The organism is Desulfosporomusa polytropa, assembly GCF_055380075.1.
This window is the reverse complement of the sequence record NZ_AP042400.1, coordinates 3836305-3850082: the sequence shown is the minus strand read 5'-3', so window position 1 is coordinate 3850082 and position 13778 is coordinate 3836305. Positions and strand designations below refer to the sequence as shown.

Sequence of the window (13778 nt, the reverse complement as noted above, 5' to 3'; positions counted from 1 at the left end):
ACAACATGGCAACAACTCGATTTATATTAGTTCGTCATGGGGAAACAACCTGGAATAAAGAAGGGCGCTATCAAGGGCAGATTGATACACCGCTTACTCCCTTCGGGCGGGAACAAGGTCAGCTGGCCGCCAAAGCCCTCAAGGATGTCCCTATTGATGTTTGTTATGCCAGTCCGCTCAGCCGGGCTGTTGATACTGCCATGATGTGCGTGGCGGCCCATGGGTTGCCGGTAAATACTGATAGCCGTTTGTTGGAGATAAATCATGGCGAGTGGGAAGGTCTCCTGAGTGATGAGGTAGGTAAAACGTATCCTGAACTGCTCGCGCAGTGGAAAACCACCGTAGAAGGCGTTACCATGCCGGGAGCAGGTGGCGAAGACATTGGGGCTGTTCGCGACCGGGCAATGGATGCTTTTCGGGAATTGGCTGAAAAGCACCAAGGTCAAACCGTACTGGTGGTAGCACATGATGCAGTCAACAAAGCCGTGCTATGCGACATGTTAGACATTGATTTGTCCCATTTCTGGCAGGTTAAGCAAGATAATACCTGTATTAATGTTTTTGAATACCAGGATGGCAAGTGGCGACTGGTGCTCATGAACTCCACGACCCATTTGGGCTTCTTGTATAGCGGTATTGAGCAAAAAGGGTTATAGTAGTTCCAAAAGGCGAGGTTGCCACTAGCGGTGGGCAATTTCGCTTTTTGTCTATTGTTTTTTGGGATAATATTGGCAATAATAGCAGGGATTATAGTAAAAGACGCGAACATACTATAGTAGTTAATAATAATTACAAACTCAGTAAAGGAGTTGTTTATATGAATCAAGATAATGGTTGTAATGAAGCTGGCTGCAGCTCATCTTGTGACTGCGGTTGCTCTGGCTGTGGGTCGGTTGTCGAGGAAAGTCAATTTAATAAAGATATGCAGGCACTTTATGATGCTGGTAAAACGGCGGACATATTGGCAGCTTGCAGTAAGCAATTGGCGGCAGAGCCGGATAATAGTGACGCCTATTTTTGGCGCGGTGTAGTAGCTGCTGTTGATAGTGACTTTGAGCAGGCACTGGCCGACTACACCAAAGCCATTGAGCTTAATTCCCACAAAGCTGTTTATTATTCGTACCGTGGCAGTGCATATGCCATGATTGATGATATCAAAAATGCAGTGATGGATTATTCTAAGGCCATGTTTTATGAACCTGAGGATTGGATGAACTACGCAAACCGTGGAGTGCTGTATCTTAATAACAACATGTTTGAGCATGCTATTGATGATTTAAGTAAAGCCCTTGAGCTGGAGCCAGCAGATATGGCCTCTTATATAAACCGGGGCGACGCCTTTGCTGCTCGAAATTTATATTCAACAGCGATTGCCGACTATAATAAGGTAATTGAGCGCTTTCCGGAAGAGCCTGCGGCATTGATTAAACGGGGACAGGCTTACTATGAGATTGGTCTTATTGAAGAGGCATTGGCTGATTATAATAAGGTAATTGAGTTAGAACCAGAGAATATTCAAGCTATTGCTATCAGAGCCTCTATATATATGGGCCAAGAAAAAACTGGCGAGGCTGTTGCCGATTTTACCCAGGTTATTGATGCTGATCCTAGTGATGGCAGACCCTATTTTTTCCGGGGGATTGCTTATGCTGCGCAAAAGGATTATGATGCAGCCATTGCTGATTTTACCCGTACGGTAGAGCTTGATCCGGATAATGTGTTGGCTCACCATAATAAGGCGCTATGCTGCGAACAGCAAAAGCGTACTGCTGAGGCTATTGCTGCTTACAAAGAGCTTTTAAAACGAGCCAAACCAGAGTCGCCGGAAGAAGCTCATGCCAAGGAACGGTTGCAGGCTTTAGAACAAGCAGCAGATGACACGCAACTGCAATAGGAGGAAATGTTTTATGGAAAAAAGACGCTTAGGACGAACAGGTTTTTTAGTGACACCAATTAGTTTTGGCGCACTGCCGATGCAGCGCTGTACAATGGACGAGGCTGGTGAAGTTCTTATTGCTGCTCTGGATGCCGGAATAAACTTTTTTGACACAGCCAGAGCCTATACAGACAGTGAAGCAAAAATCGGCAGGTACATAGCTGGCCGCCGCAGTGAATACTATTTGGCTACGAAAAGTATGGCCAGAACCAAAGCAGCCATGGCTGAGGACATTGCTACCAGCCTGGCTACGATGAAAACCGAGTATATTGATGTTTACCAAATGCATAATGTCAAGACTGAACAGGAATGGGAAGCGGTTATGGCACCAGACGGGGCGTTGGTTGCCTTGAAAGAAGCGAAAGCCGCGGGGAAAATACGTCATATCGGCATAACCGGCCATAATGTGGACATGCTGATAAGGGCGGTTAAAACTGAGGAGTTTAGTACTGTGCAGGTGCCCTTCAATTGTGTAGAGCAGCGGGCCATGAATGACCTGTTTCCGCTAGCCAGGTCACTGGATGTTGGGATCATTGTTATGAAACCCCTAGGGGGCGGTCTCATTGACCAGGTGGACTTAGCCTTGCGTTTTGTGCTGCAACAAGAGGATGTAGTTGCTATTCCGGGTATGGATAAGGTGGAGCATGTTGCCGAGAATTTGGCTCCAGCCAAACACTTTAAACCGCTTAATCCTGAGGAAACAGCTAAACTGACCGCCATAGCTGAGGAACTAGGCTCTAATTTCTGCCGCCGCTGTGGGTACTGTATGCCTTGCGCTGCTGGAATTGATATTCCGCAGATGTTTATTTTTCACTTACAATATACAAGATATGGGTTAAAGAGCGCTATACCAACGCGGTATCAAGGTGCTAAGGTCAAAGCCTCAGAGTGTATCGAATGCGGGGAGTGCGAGGAGCGTTGTCCTTACAATCTGCCCATTCGCGAACGGATGAAACAGGTGGCCAAAGACCTCGGGTAGTACTACAAGGAGGAATGGATATGGCCGAAGACAATAAGTTTGATATTGCCATTATCGGTGGTGGTCCGGCAGGGCTGTCGGCCGCACTGACAGGGCGCATTCGGAATAAAAACATTGCTGTATTTGAACATCTTGATTTTAGCCAAAAGCTGCAAAAGGCACATTTGGTCGATAATTATCTGGGGCTGCCAGAGGTTAGCGGTAAAGGCCTAATGCAGCATTTTACCGGACATGCACTGGCCCATGGTCCGAAGGTTGTTAAAGAAAAGGTAGTGAGCGTATTTCCTGGTGATGCTATGTTTACGCTGCTTACACCGCAGACCACCTATGAAGCCAAAGCCATTATTTTTGCCACAGGTGTGGTAAGTACTCTTTTATTTCAAGGCGAGCGGGAGTTACTTGGCCGAGGAGTCAGCTACTGTGCTACCTGCGATGGTCGGATGTTTGAAGCCAAGGATGTAGCCGTTATTTCCTATACGGAGGAAAGCGAAAACGAAATCGCATTTCTAGGTGAACTTTGCCGTAATGTATATTATTTGCCACAGTATAAAGGTGATTTTACTCAAATGCGGGCGCCAATTAAGGTGCTTACAGCCAAACCAAAGGCTATTGTTGGTGACGGACAAGTGGAAAAGCTAGTGACAGATAAGGACGAAATTAAGGTGCATGGGGTCTTTATTATGCGCCAGTCTGATCCTGTGGAAAATTTGTTGCCAGGCCTGGAACTAGATGGTGAAGTCATCAAGGTCAACAGGGATATGTCAACAAACATTCCAGGGGTATTTGCTGCTGGTGATTGTACCGGCAAACCCTGGCAAATCGCTAAGGCTACTGGTGAGGGGCTTGTCGCTGTGCTGAGTGCCATAACGTATATTGATAAGTAAAAAAGAGCGAGATTGCTTCGCATGCGTTTGCAATGACAAAGTTTGGGGATTTCCCAACTGGTCATTGCGAGCACAACGAAGCAAGCTCGCTTTTGCGTATCTATTGTTTCTTTGTTTTTCGCTGTTCGCGGCGCTGGCTATAGAGGGCCAATAAGTCAGGTGGATTTGAACAGCACACATTTGCCAGCAAGATTGCGGAACGTGCTTCTACGGCTGAAAACCTTGCCTTGGGCGAAGATGCGAGAGCATTTAAAGAGTCTTTTGTGGAAAGAGGCGACTATAGTCCCGGTATGGACGGCGAAGGGAAAGGCGGCAAAGCGCAAGACAAGGTAAAAAGGGAACAGCTAACACCTTTTGAAAAAGCTATATCCTACCACAGAATGGATAAAGTTGAAAAGCTCCTTGGCGACAAGGAGAACAAAAAATCTCTATAGCGGCCTTGGTGGATATTTCTCGGGGTGAAGAAATCTATCAGACTATCAATTTTACTCATTCAATTTCACCCTCCTGAATTTCAGTATACCAAAAACTAGATTTAGAAATGTGTCAATTTTGACTATGGAGATGATTATATGGCGCGTGACTCTAATGTACTACAAAACGAATTAAAAATATCCAAGCATTTTATGATTAAGGCTTTGGGCATTATAAGTGTACTATTTTTTGTTATATAGATATAGCAGGAACTTTTTGTATGGTGAGAAATATAGAATAATGGAATCGAAATAACTTAAGGGGGGATAGAAATGTCTGTTGTCGAAGTTACTATTGTGCCTTTGGGCACGGGATCTTCTAGTGTTAGCCGTTATGTAGCCGAATGCCATAAGGTATTAGCGCAGGAAGATGGTGTTAAATATCAGTTAACGCCGATGTCTACGGTAATAGAAGGCGACTTGGATCGCATTTTTGCCATTATTCGTAAAATGCATGAAGTTCCTTTTGCTGCTGGAGCTGTGCGAGTGTCTACAAGTATTAAAATTGATGATCGCCGGGATAAGGAATTGACCATGGCGGGAAAGATACAGTCTGTCCGAGAAAAATTATAGTAAAATCTGAATTGGTAAAACCCGATGAGTGAGTAGTTTCTATTTTTGATCGATAAAAATACGGAAAGTGTCACTTTACTTTCGTAGGTATGTTTTAAAAACCCACTCTCAGCCGTAATGGCTTGGGGTGATTTTTTTATTTACTTGCGATTTTAACATAATAGTGTCATGTTACTTTCATGTGGTGTTTTGAAAGTGTTTCTAGCCTATATCTAAGCCAGTTCAGTTGGCCGGGGGATGGGTTTTTTAGTTTTTATGTAGTATAATAAATGATAACGATTTTCATTTATTAGGAGGACGTATGGAATTTGTAAAATCAATGGGATATTTCATTCTTGCAGGTTTGTTTGAGATAGGTGGAGGCTACCTAATCTGGCTATGGCTACGAGAAGGTAAAGGCTTTGCCTATGCGATTATAGGTGCGATTATTCTTACCTTGTACGGTGTAATCCCGACACTACAACCTGCTAACTTTGGACGGGTTTACGCCGCATACGGTGGTGTATTTATAGCTTTGTCTATTTTATGGGGGTGGGGCGTAGACAAGGTTATTCCTGATAAATTTGATATTATCGGTGGCTTTATTTCTTTTTTTGGTGTGTTAGTTATAATGTATTGGCCTAGATGATATTGTTATTTGTTCCGTGGCTGCCGCCTGCCGGGTTCATCCTGGTGCGGCTTTTCCTATTTTCCAAACTTTTCTAAAGAAATTCTAAAAATAGGGTCATATAATTCTAAATATAGAAAATTCATAGGAGGCAATACCTCTCTATTGAACATAAATTTTTCGCACTCCTCTCCATCTCTTAATAAAAAGTACCTAGCAACTGTAATGTTGCTGGGTACTTTTTATAGTGTAGCGGATTAGCCCACTCTCAGCCTGACGGTTGGGGGTGGGATTTTTGTATTAAACTTATCCATTAGGGAAGAATAAGTTTAATGGTTAAGGAGGTTTTGAAATGAGTAATCAAGTTATACTATGGAGCCTGATGATCCTACCTTGGTTTACATTATTTTTCATGCCCAAAGACGCTAGAAAGCGGTTTATGCCTGTAGCTCAATTTTCTATAATTACATGTATATTATTTGTAGAGATGGGGCAAACTTTAGGGTGGTTTGTTTGGGAAGAAGCGGCTTATCCATTTAAAACACCTTCATACATCTTCGGATCAAATACCGTTGCTACTATGTGGCTGTTTTATTTTTTGTACGGTCGGTTTTGGAAATACTTAGCAGTGGATACAATACTAAACTTTGGATTTATATATTTATTTCATGTTTATTATCTTGGTAATAGAGGAATTTTTCACGAAGTAAGTCTTAATCCTTTATTAAATGTAGTATATGCAATTATAATTGGTATTCTGCTATATGGCTATCAGATGTGGCAAGAAGGTATCTTTGCGCGTACTGAAACTAAATCCACTAGTCACTTTACTAACTTACAACCAGCAGCAACCAAACTATTGCCTGAAAGCCACAAAGATAACGATGACGAATAAAGGGCTAGCTTTGAAGTGATTCCCGTCCTGGTGGGCGGCTTTTTTATTATAATGTTCCAGGAGCAAAACCATTCTGTATAGCATAGTATGTAATATCCCTAATATATAATGAAGGAGGAATTCTTTATGGGATTTGGTAATTTCGGAGGTAGTGGTAGTAGCTGTTTTATAATCATCATTATAATACTTTTACTATTTTTCTGCTGCAATGATGAATGTAGTCCAACCTGCTAACATAGTTTAATCGTAGCCAAATCCACAACTAAATCTAAAGTGCGGCCGCTTAGATATCGGTTGTGCCATAAGTCGCCTGTCCTTAGAGATGGGTGACTTTTTTATTTTACGGCATAAATAAGCCCTCGGCGTGTGGTGTGCTCCCCGTCAATAGGACAATCAAAAATATAAAGATTTTCTTTACAGCTCATCCGTTTGGATGGGCTGTTTTTCTTATGCAGCCCTGTAATGTTTGTGGTATTCATAAGGTGTCATAACGTCTAGGTTTCGTTGTAACCGGTCTAAGTTGTAGTAGTGAATATAACTACGGATTGCATGCATTAATTCCGTTCTACTGGTGAATTTCCGAGTATAGTACATCTCGCGCTTCAGTATTCCCCAGAAGCCCTCCATGGGACCATTGTCAATGCAGTGGGCCACACGGGACATGCTTTGTGTCATTTCCTGTTTGACGAGTCTTTTGTGAAACCCGAGGCTCGTATACTGGAATCCGCGATCGCTGTGAAACAGCGGATGTGCTGCAGGTTCTGCTTTTGCTGCTGCATCGAACGTATCAAACGCCAGCCGGTTATCGTTGTGGTCGCTTAATACAAATGACACAATCCTGCGATCGTAGAGATCCAATATGGCGCTCAGATAAAGCTTGTGCACAACCGGACCTTCAAAGTATTTAAATTCACTTACATCCGTCAGCCATTTTTCATTAGGGCAATCTGCATGGAACTTGCGGTTCAGGATATTATCTGCTATATAATCCGGATTTGATGCACGGCGAGTGCAACAGTTATGAGGGTTCTTTATCGTAGACTGGATATGGAGTTTCCGAGCAATCCGCAGGATGCGTTTGTCATTTACCTGTTCATTGTATTTGCGATTTAGATCGTCCCGAATCCGGCGGTACCCTTTATCCGGATGCTGCTCATGGATTTCCATAACTTCTTTGGCTAGCCGTTCGTTTTCTTGTTCACGCAGGCTTTTGCCGTCATTGCGCCAATGGTAATAGGCAGACCGGCTGACATGCAGGATTTTACACAATATTTCAACCGGGTAATGCTGTTGACTATCTTCAGCTAAGGCTTTCACGGCTTCATATTCTCGTTCTTGGCGCGTGAAGCCAAGACATCCCTTCTTTCCAGTTCCTTCAGTTTTTTTAGCACGTCAACCTCCATCTGCAGCCTCCAGTTCTTGTGTTTCAACTGGGCAACTTCAGCCTGTAGTTCTTCTTGCGGGGTACGGCCTGGCAATGTTCCGGCCCGATGCCCACGCCGATCTTCCAGACCTGCATTTCCCATTTCTAGGTATTTTTTTGTCCACTGGTATACCTGTTGGTACGATATCTGGTATTTCAGGGCTGCTTCGCCATAATTCGTATCATGTGCAAGACAGTATTCGGCGATTTCCACACGCTCATTCTGCGTCATCTTTCTAGCTTTCAACATGATTCGACTTCCTCCTGACCGGAGTTTGAACTCCTCATGTCCATTATACTGCTTTAGCCAATGACGCAATTGGAAATCAGAGTGAATCTGGTATTTCTTGCAAATACCCAATAGGGAATCATTACCTTGCAGATAATCGGTCACAGCTGCAAGCTTTAGTTCCGGTGGATACACTCGATTGTTCTTCTGCGGTTTTAAGCCAGCTTCACCTTCTGACTGGTACTGGCAAATCCAGCCACTCACTGTTTTGTGGTCAACTTCCAGGATATTTGCTATATCGGCTATGCTTATGTTTTTTGCCAAATACTTCTTGCAAGCATCTATCTTCAAAGCGATCGATACTTTTTCTTTATGTGGCATAAAATTACCCCCAGATAAGACAGTTTGTTTTTTCATTGTCCTATCTAGGGGTAGCATATCAGTGTGCCGGGGGCTTTCGTACATGTTAATGTAGGCTTTAGAAATTTCACCTAAGCTTTATCTAACCGACTATTTTTTCGTGAGGCGTACAATTCCAATAAGTCTGGTATGATTTCGGATTTTAAGCCGCTATCTGGAGCAAGTTCCTTGCATTTATCCACGGCTGCTGTAAAGTCATAAAACACTTCCCATTTGGCCTTAACCTGGTCTTTGCCGACAAGGCGCAGAAGGTAAGCCGGATGATAGGTGGCGATTGCTGGGATACCATATTTGGTGGTAAACCACTTTCCCCGGTCTTTAGTGATGCGGGCTGTTGGTGCCAATAGATATTTTAGCGCTACACTTCCAAGGGCAATGATAATCTTAGGCTTAACCAATGCAAGCTCTTGATCAAGCCAAGCATTAGCGCAAAATTGACCTTCATCCACAGTGGGGGTGCGATTTCCTTTAGGCCTGCATTTAATAATATTTGAAGTGTAAATTTTATCTCTAGTTACGCCTACGCTCCATAGAGCTTTATCTAACAATTGCCCGGACGGTCCAACCAGTGGGACGCCATACTCATCCTCGACGCCGCCTGGTCCTTCCCCAATGACGGCAAGCGGGCTATGAACAGAACCATTATAGGATGTCGGTCCGTGATTATTGTCCTGGCATAGTTTGCATTCAGTACACGTTAGCAGTGCTTGTTCAAGTTGTTCATGTGTAGTATTGCTCATGGTTTCACCTCGTTATATACAACGTGATAAGATTTTTGCAGGCGGAGGATGTGTTGGCTTGCGCCTGCTAGATTTTTTACTGTAGGATACAGTATAGTTCGCGTAACTTACAGGAAAATCCTTTTATATATGTTCCGCAGTGAAGAAGTTTGCTGGCGCAGGTAGGCGAAGTATTGACACGGTATATAATATAGATAAGTGGAAATAATAATTGGGATATACATAAAAATTCTAATTTATATAAATTGTTGCATTATTATGCAAACATGTCTTGACGTCATATGGAACTCAAATTAAAATATATCTATAAATACTAGTGATTATAGCAAAACAGATAGCTTTCATGCCCCGACAGAAAGGAAGCAAAATATGTGCATAATCCACAAGTTTTGCCAAGCGATTGGTGAACGGGATAGTTATACTATTGAACACAGCAAGAAAGTGGCCTGTCTGATGGCTAGCTTTGCAGAGTATGCCAAACTCCCAGGCGAAGAAGTGACAATAGCCTATCTTGTAGGTATTGTTCATGATATCGGTAAGGTTAATGTGCCTGATCATATTCTCAATAAACCGGGACGACTAACAGCCGAAGAGTTTGCGGTAATCAAACAGCATCCTCAAATCGGTGCCGAGCTTATATCCGAGGTGGCTGGTTTGGAAACAGTGGCCGAAATTGTGCGCCATCACCATGAACGTTATGATGGCAAGGGCTATGGACAAGGTCTTTCCGGTAGTAAGATACCATTTTTTAGCCGGATGCTAGCGGTATGTGATACCTTTGATGCCATGACAAGTGCTCGCTGTTACCGACGGAAGCCGCTCAGTGTACGCAAAGCACTGACGGAAATTGCAAAGTGTGCCGGCACACAATTTGACCCGGCAATCAGTAAGCGGTTTATTGAGTTTATCGGGTCACAACAAGAGCAGGGTGCGGTAGCGAGAGCTGGCGTTTGAGACCGGGCTTGCCAGTACTTTACATTCTGTGCTGAATAATGTATAATTTTATAATACATAATAATTGTATCTTGATATCGGTAGATGCAATGACAGGGCAGCGCATAATGGAGAGTTTTCAGAGAACTGGCGGCAGGTGCGAGCTAGTAACAGTATTATGCTATCCACCCTATGAGCATGCGGTGATGAGCCGCACGGTCCACGTCCGTTATGCGTGCCGAGTGGACTGTTGAAGTCAAGCAGGGTGGCAACGCGGGAGATAAACTCCCGTCCCTATTATATGGGACGGGAGTTTTTTTTATGTCCAGATGGAAAGCGTAACTTTCCCTGGATTGAACGACTTAGGCTTCTGCCGGCGACGCACCTGGATGGTGCTAGTGCCGATTGCGCCATAGATGGCATAGCAATTCGGCCGTCCTAAAGGACTTGTCTCAAGCCAAGTCTTATCTTATTAAGGAGGAAGAAATATATGTTAGATATTAAATTTGTGCGGAGTAACCCCGAAGTTGTGGAGCAAGCTTTGAAAAACCGGGGAGCGGCTATGAGTTTGACAGAGTTTATTAATCGCGAAAAAGAACGGCGGGAGCTATTGGCTGAGGTTGAGACGCTCAAAAACCAGAGAAATACTGTTTCCCAGGAGATCAGCAAAAAGAAAAAAGCTGGCGAAAATGCGGATGATATGATTGTTGAAATGCGGGAAGTCGGCGATCGTATTGGCGCTATTGATACCAAAATCAAGGAAGTGGAGACACTGCTTGGCGACATTCTCATGAGCATACCTAATGTGCCGCATGCCTCTGTGCCTGTAGGTAAAGATGAAGAAGCGAATCAGGAAATGCGCCGCTGGGGCACACCGCAGGAGTTTGCTTTTGAACCGAAAGCCCACTGGGAGATTGGCGAAAAGCTGGGAATTCTTGATTTTGAACGGGGCGGCAAGGTCACTGGGGCTAGATTTACCTTTTATCGGGGTTTGGGTTCCCGCTTAGAGCGTTCACTTATCAATTTCATGCTTGATCTTCATACCAGAGAACATGGATATACTGAATTTTTCCCGCCCTTTATTGTCAATGAAGCTAGTATGATGGGCACAGGTCAATTACCTAAATTTGCTGAGGATATGTTCAAATTGGAAGGCCTGAACTATTATCTCATTCCAACTGCCGAGGTGCCTATTACCAACTTCCATCGTCAGGAAATTTTGGAAGCCAAAGACTTACCGCTCTGCTATACTGCTTATAGCGCCTGTTTCCGTGCTGAGGCTGGGGCTGCCGGTCGTGATACTCGCGGCCTTATCCGTCAGCATCAGTTTAACAAAGTAGAAATGGTTAAGTTCAGTCTGCCGGAAGACTCCTATAACGAACTGGAAAAACTGACTCTTAACGCTGAAAAGGTTCTGCAACTGTTAGGGTTGCCATACCGTACTATGTTGCTAAGTACGGGTGATATGGGCTTTTCTTCGGCCAAGACCTATGACCTTGAGGTTTGGCTGCCTAGCTTCAACGCTTATCGTGAAATCTCGTCCTGTTCTAACTTTGAAGACTTCCAGGCCCGCCGTGCTGAAATTAAGTTTCGCCGGGAACCCAAGGCTAAGCCGGAATTTGTTCATACCCTAAATGGCTCTGGTGTAGCGATTGGTCGGACAGTGGCTGCTATTTTGGAGAACTATCAGCAGGAAGACGGTTCGGTAATTATACCTGAACTGCTGCGCCCGTATATGGGTGTCGATGTCATCAAATAAAGTATTGACAACAGTTCGTGTCCTTTGATAGAATTGAGTTAACAATCAAATAATTTTGGAATGATGGTTATAGGAGAGACCGCTTGACTGCGGCGCCGAAGGAGTAAGCACTTTGTTAAACTCTCAGGCAAAAGGACTATAGCCGGACTATACTCTGGAGAGCACATCTGCTACGCAGGTGTCACCGATGGGGAGCCCTACTGGGGCAAATCTCTCAGGTACAATGGACAGAGGCAAAGGGAACTAGTTCCCTTTGCCTCTGTTTTTTAGTTTGTCCAATATAGGAAATCCAATAAAGAAGTTGCAGGCCCAGGTGAGTGGTGTATTGACAACGCTCCACCACTGGCGTTTGACTTCCGCTTTTGCCAATACACCACCCGCCTGCAAAAGTCTTAACACGTTGTATATAGTTGAAAAAAGAGGAGATGATTACTATGACAGCAAAGCAGACGCCGCTTTACGAGACTCATGTCAAATATGGCGGTAAAATTGTTGAGTTCGGCGGCTGGCTGCTCCCCGTACAGTACGAGGGAATCCTGGAAGAGCACAAAGCGGTACGAGAAAAAGCTGGGTTGTTTGATGTGTCCCACATGGGGGAGGTGCTTGTTAAGGGGCCAGGGGCACTAGCCTTTTTGCAGAAACTGGTAACCAATGATGTGTCCTGCATGGCAGATGCTCAAGTGCAGTATACACCCATGTGCTACCTGGATGGTGGTACTGTTGACGACCTACTGATTTACAAACGCAGTCAGGATGAGTATTTCTTGGTTATTAATGCAGCTAACATTGAAAAAGACTGGCAATGGATACAGGGCAATAGCGCTGGTTTTCAGGTGGAGTTAACCAACCTGTCGGCAGAAACTGCTGAATTGGCCTTGCAGGGGCCGCTGGCAGCAACTATTTTAAGCAAGCTGACAGCTGCACCACTAGCTGGATTACGATATTATTGGTTTATTCCAGAGGCTACAGTAGCTGGTAAAACGGTTATGATTTCCCGGACCGGCTATACTGGGGAAGACGGTTTTGAGATCTATTGCCGTCCAGAAGATGCTGCTGATCTTTGGGAGGCTATTATGGACGCTGGTAAGCCCTATGGCTTAGTACCTGCCGGACTTGGTTGCCGTGACACACTACGGTTTGAGGCTGCCTTGCCGCTATATGGGCATGAATTATCAGCCGCGATTACGCCGCTCGAAGCAGGTATTGGCAAATTTGTTTCCTTAGATAAAGGGGAGTTTAATGGACGGGCGACATTGGCCCAACGAAAACAAAGTGGGGTTAAACGGCAAGTTGCCGGATTTGTAGTAACTGGGCGGGGCATCCCCCGAGCCGAGTATTCGGTTGTTTATGAGAATCGAAAAATTGGCACCGTAACCACCGGATCATATGCACCAACACTGGAGAAAAATATTGGTATGGCTTTGATAGAAACTGAGTATGCTGCTATCGGACAGCAGTTTGCTATTGAAATCCGCGGAAAACAGGTTGCTGCCGAGGTTATTGGTAAACCATTTTATTCAAGAAAGGGGAAATAATGATGAACATTCCTAAAGAACTTAAATATTCCAAAGATCATGAATGGGTGAAGGTAGAGGGGAACACGGCGACCATTGGTATCACTGACTATGCTCAGTCGCAGCTTGGTGATGTAGTTTTTGTGGAACTGCCGGAAGCCGGAGCTGAGCTGGCAGTCGGGGCAGGACTCGCGGTAGTAGAATCGGTTAAGGCAGTATCAGATGTTTATACGCCCATTTCAGGCAAGGTAATCGCCGGTAATGATAGTTTAGCTGACGCACCGGAGATTGTTAACCAGGACCCCTATGGTGAGGGCTGGATTGCTAAGCTGGAAATTACCGACAGCGCCAAATTTGATGAGCTTTTAGACAGCGAAGCGTACGCGCAATTGGTGGCCGAGGGAGGGCATTAG

General features: G+C 44.5%; 15 protein-coding genes and 1 riboswitch. Of the genes, 12 read left to right on the top strand and 3 right to left on the bottom strand.

What is annotated here, in order from left to right:
- Positions 1–5 precede the first annotated feature (5 nt).
- From ACZ449_RS19640 to ACZ449_RS19605, 8 genes are all read left to right on the top strand, one after another.
- On the top strand, positions 6–656 hold the full coding sequence (locus tag ACZ449_RS19640) for a histidine phosphatase family protein (RefSeq protein WP_464257748.1): 651 nt from the start codon (positions 6–8) through the stop codon (positions 654–656).
- 161 nt (positions 657–817) lie between these two features.
- Entirely contained in the window at positions 818–1894 is a 1077-nt protein-coding gene (locus ACZ449_RS19635) for a tetratricopeptide repeat protein (protein ID WP_464257747.1), read from the top strand.
- Positions 1895–1907: 13 nt separating this feature from the next.
- Positions 1908–2915: an aldo/keto reductase gene (locus ACZ449_RS19630; RefSeq protein ID WP_464257746.1), complete on the top strand. Its 1008-nt coding sequence runs from the start codon at positions 1908–1910 to the stop codon at positions 2913–2915.
- A 20-nt stretch (positions 2916–2935) separates the two neighbouring features.
- Positions 2936–3799, top strand: a complete 864-nt coding sequence (locus ACZ449_RS19625) for an NAD(P)/FAD-dependent oxidoreductase (RefSeq protein WP_464257745.1) — start codon at positions 2936–2938, stop codon at positions 3797–3799.
- 227 nt (positions 3800–4026) lie between these two features.
- Positions 4027–4233, top strand: coding sequence for a hypothetical protein (locus ACZ449_RS19620; RefSeq protein ID WP_464257744.1), 207 nt, complete (start codon positions 4027–4029; stop codon positions 4231–4233).
- A 312-nt stretch (positions 4234–4545) separates the two neighbouring features.
- On the top strand, positions 4546–4845 hold the full coding sequence (locus ACZ449_RS19615; RefSeq protein WP_464257743.1) for an MTH1187 family thiamine-binding protein: 300 nt from the start codon (positions 4546–4548) through the stop codon (positions 4843–4845).
- A gap of 301 nt (positions 4846–5146) precedes the next feature.
- Positions 5147–5473 (top strand): YnfA family protein, encoded by a 327-nt coding sequence (locus ACZ449_RS19610; protein ID WP_464257742.1) that lies wholly within the window; start codon positions 5147–5149, stop codon positions 5471–5473.
- Positions 5474–5804: 331 nt separating this feature from the next.
- Positions 5805–6347, top strand: a complete 543-nt coding sequence (locus ACZ449_RS19605; RefSeq protein ID WP_464257741.1) for a hypothetical protein — start codon at positions 5805–5807, stop codon at positions 6345–6347.
- 447 nt (positions 6348–6794) lie between these two features.
- Here the strand turns inward: ACZ449_RS19605 and ACZ449_RS19600 are convergent, their stop codons facing one another.
- The 3 genes from ACZ449_RS19600 to ACZ449_RS19590 form a co-directional block, all read right to left on the bottom strand.
- A complete protein-coding gene (locus tag ACZ449_RS19600) occupies positions 6795–7664 on the bottom strand; it encodes an IS3 family transposase (protein WP_464257513.1) in 870 nt (289 codons plus the stop codon).
- On the bottom strand, positions 7661–8380 hold the full coding sequence (locus ACZ449_RS19595; protein ID WP_464257514.1) for a transposase: 720 nt from the start codon (positions 8378–8380) through the stop codon (positions 7661–7663). The genes ACZ449_RS19600 and ACZ449_RS19595 overlap by 4 nt, the downstream gene beginning before the upstream one ends.
- Before the next feature lie 110 nt (positions 8381–8490).
- Positions 8491–9159, bottom strand: coding sequence for a uracil-DNA glycosylase (locus tag ACZ449_RS19590; protein ID WP_464257740.1), 669 nt, complete (start codon positions 9157–9159; stop codon positions 8491–8493).
- 369 nt (positions 9160–9528) lie between these two features.
- On the opposite strand from ACZ449_RS19590, the gene ACZ449_RS19585 reads away from it, so the two are divergent.
- From ACZ449_RS19585 to gcvH, 4 genes are all read left to right on the top strand, one after another.
- Positions 9529–10113, top strand: coding sequence for an HD-GYP domain-containing protein (locus ACZ449_RS19585; RefSeq protein ID WP_464257739.1), 585 nt, complete (start codon positions 9529–9531; stop codon positions 10111–10113).
- A 469-nt stretch (positions 10114–10582) separates the two neighbouring features.
- A complete protein-coding gene (serS, locus tag ACZ449_RS19580) occupies positions 10583–11851 on the top strand; it encodes a serine--tRNA ligase (protein WP_464257738.1) in 1269 nt (422 codons plus the stop codon).
- 60 nt (positions 11852–11911) lie between these two features.
- Positions 11912–12000: riboswitch (glycine riboswitch) on the top strand.
- A gap of 285 nt (positions 12001–12285) precedes the next feature.
- Positions 12286–13386, top strand: a complete 1101-nt coding sequence (gene gcvT, locus ACZ449_RS19575) for a glycine cleavage system aminomethyltransferase GcvT (RefSeq protein WP_464257737.1) — start codon at positions 12286–12288, stop codon at positions 13384–13386.
- Positions 13386–13778, top strand: coding sequence for a glycine cleavage system protein GcvH (gene gcvH, locus ACZ449_RS19570; protein ID WP_464257736.1), 393 nt, complete (start codon positions 13386–13388; stop codon positions 13776–13778). The genes gcvT and gcvH overlap by 1 nt, the downstream gene beginning before the upstream one ends.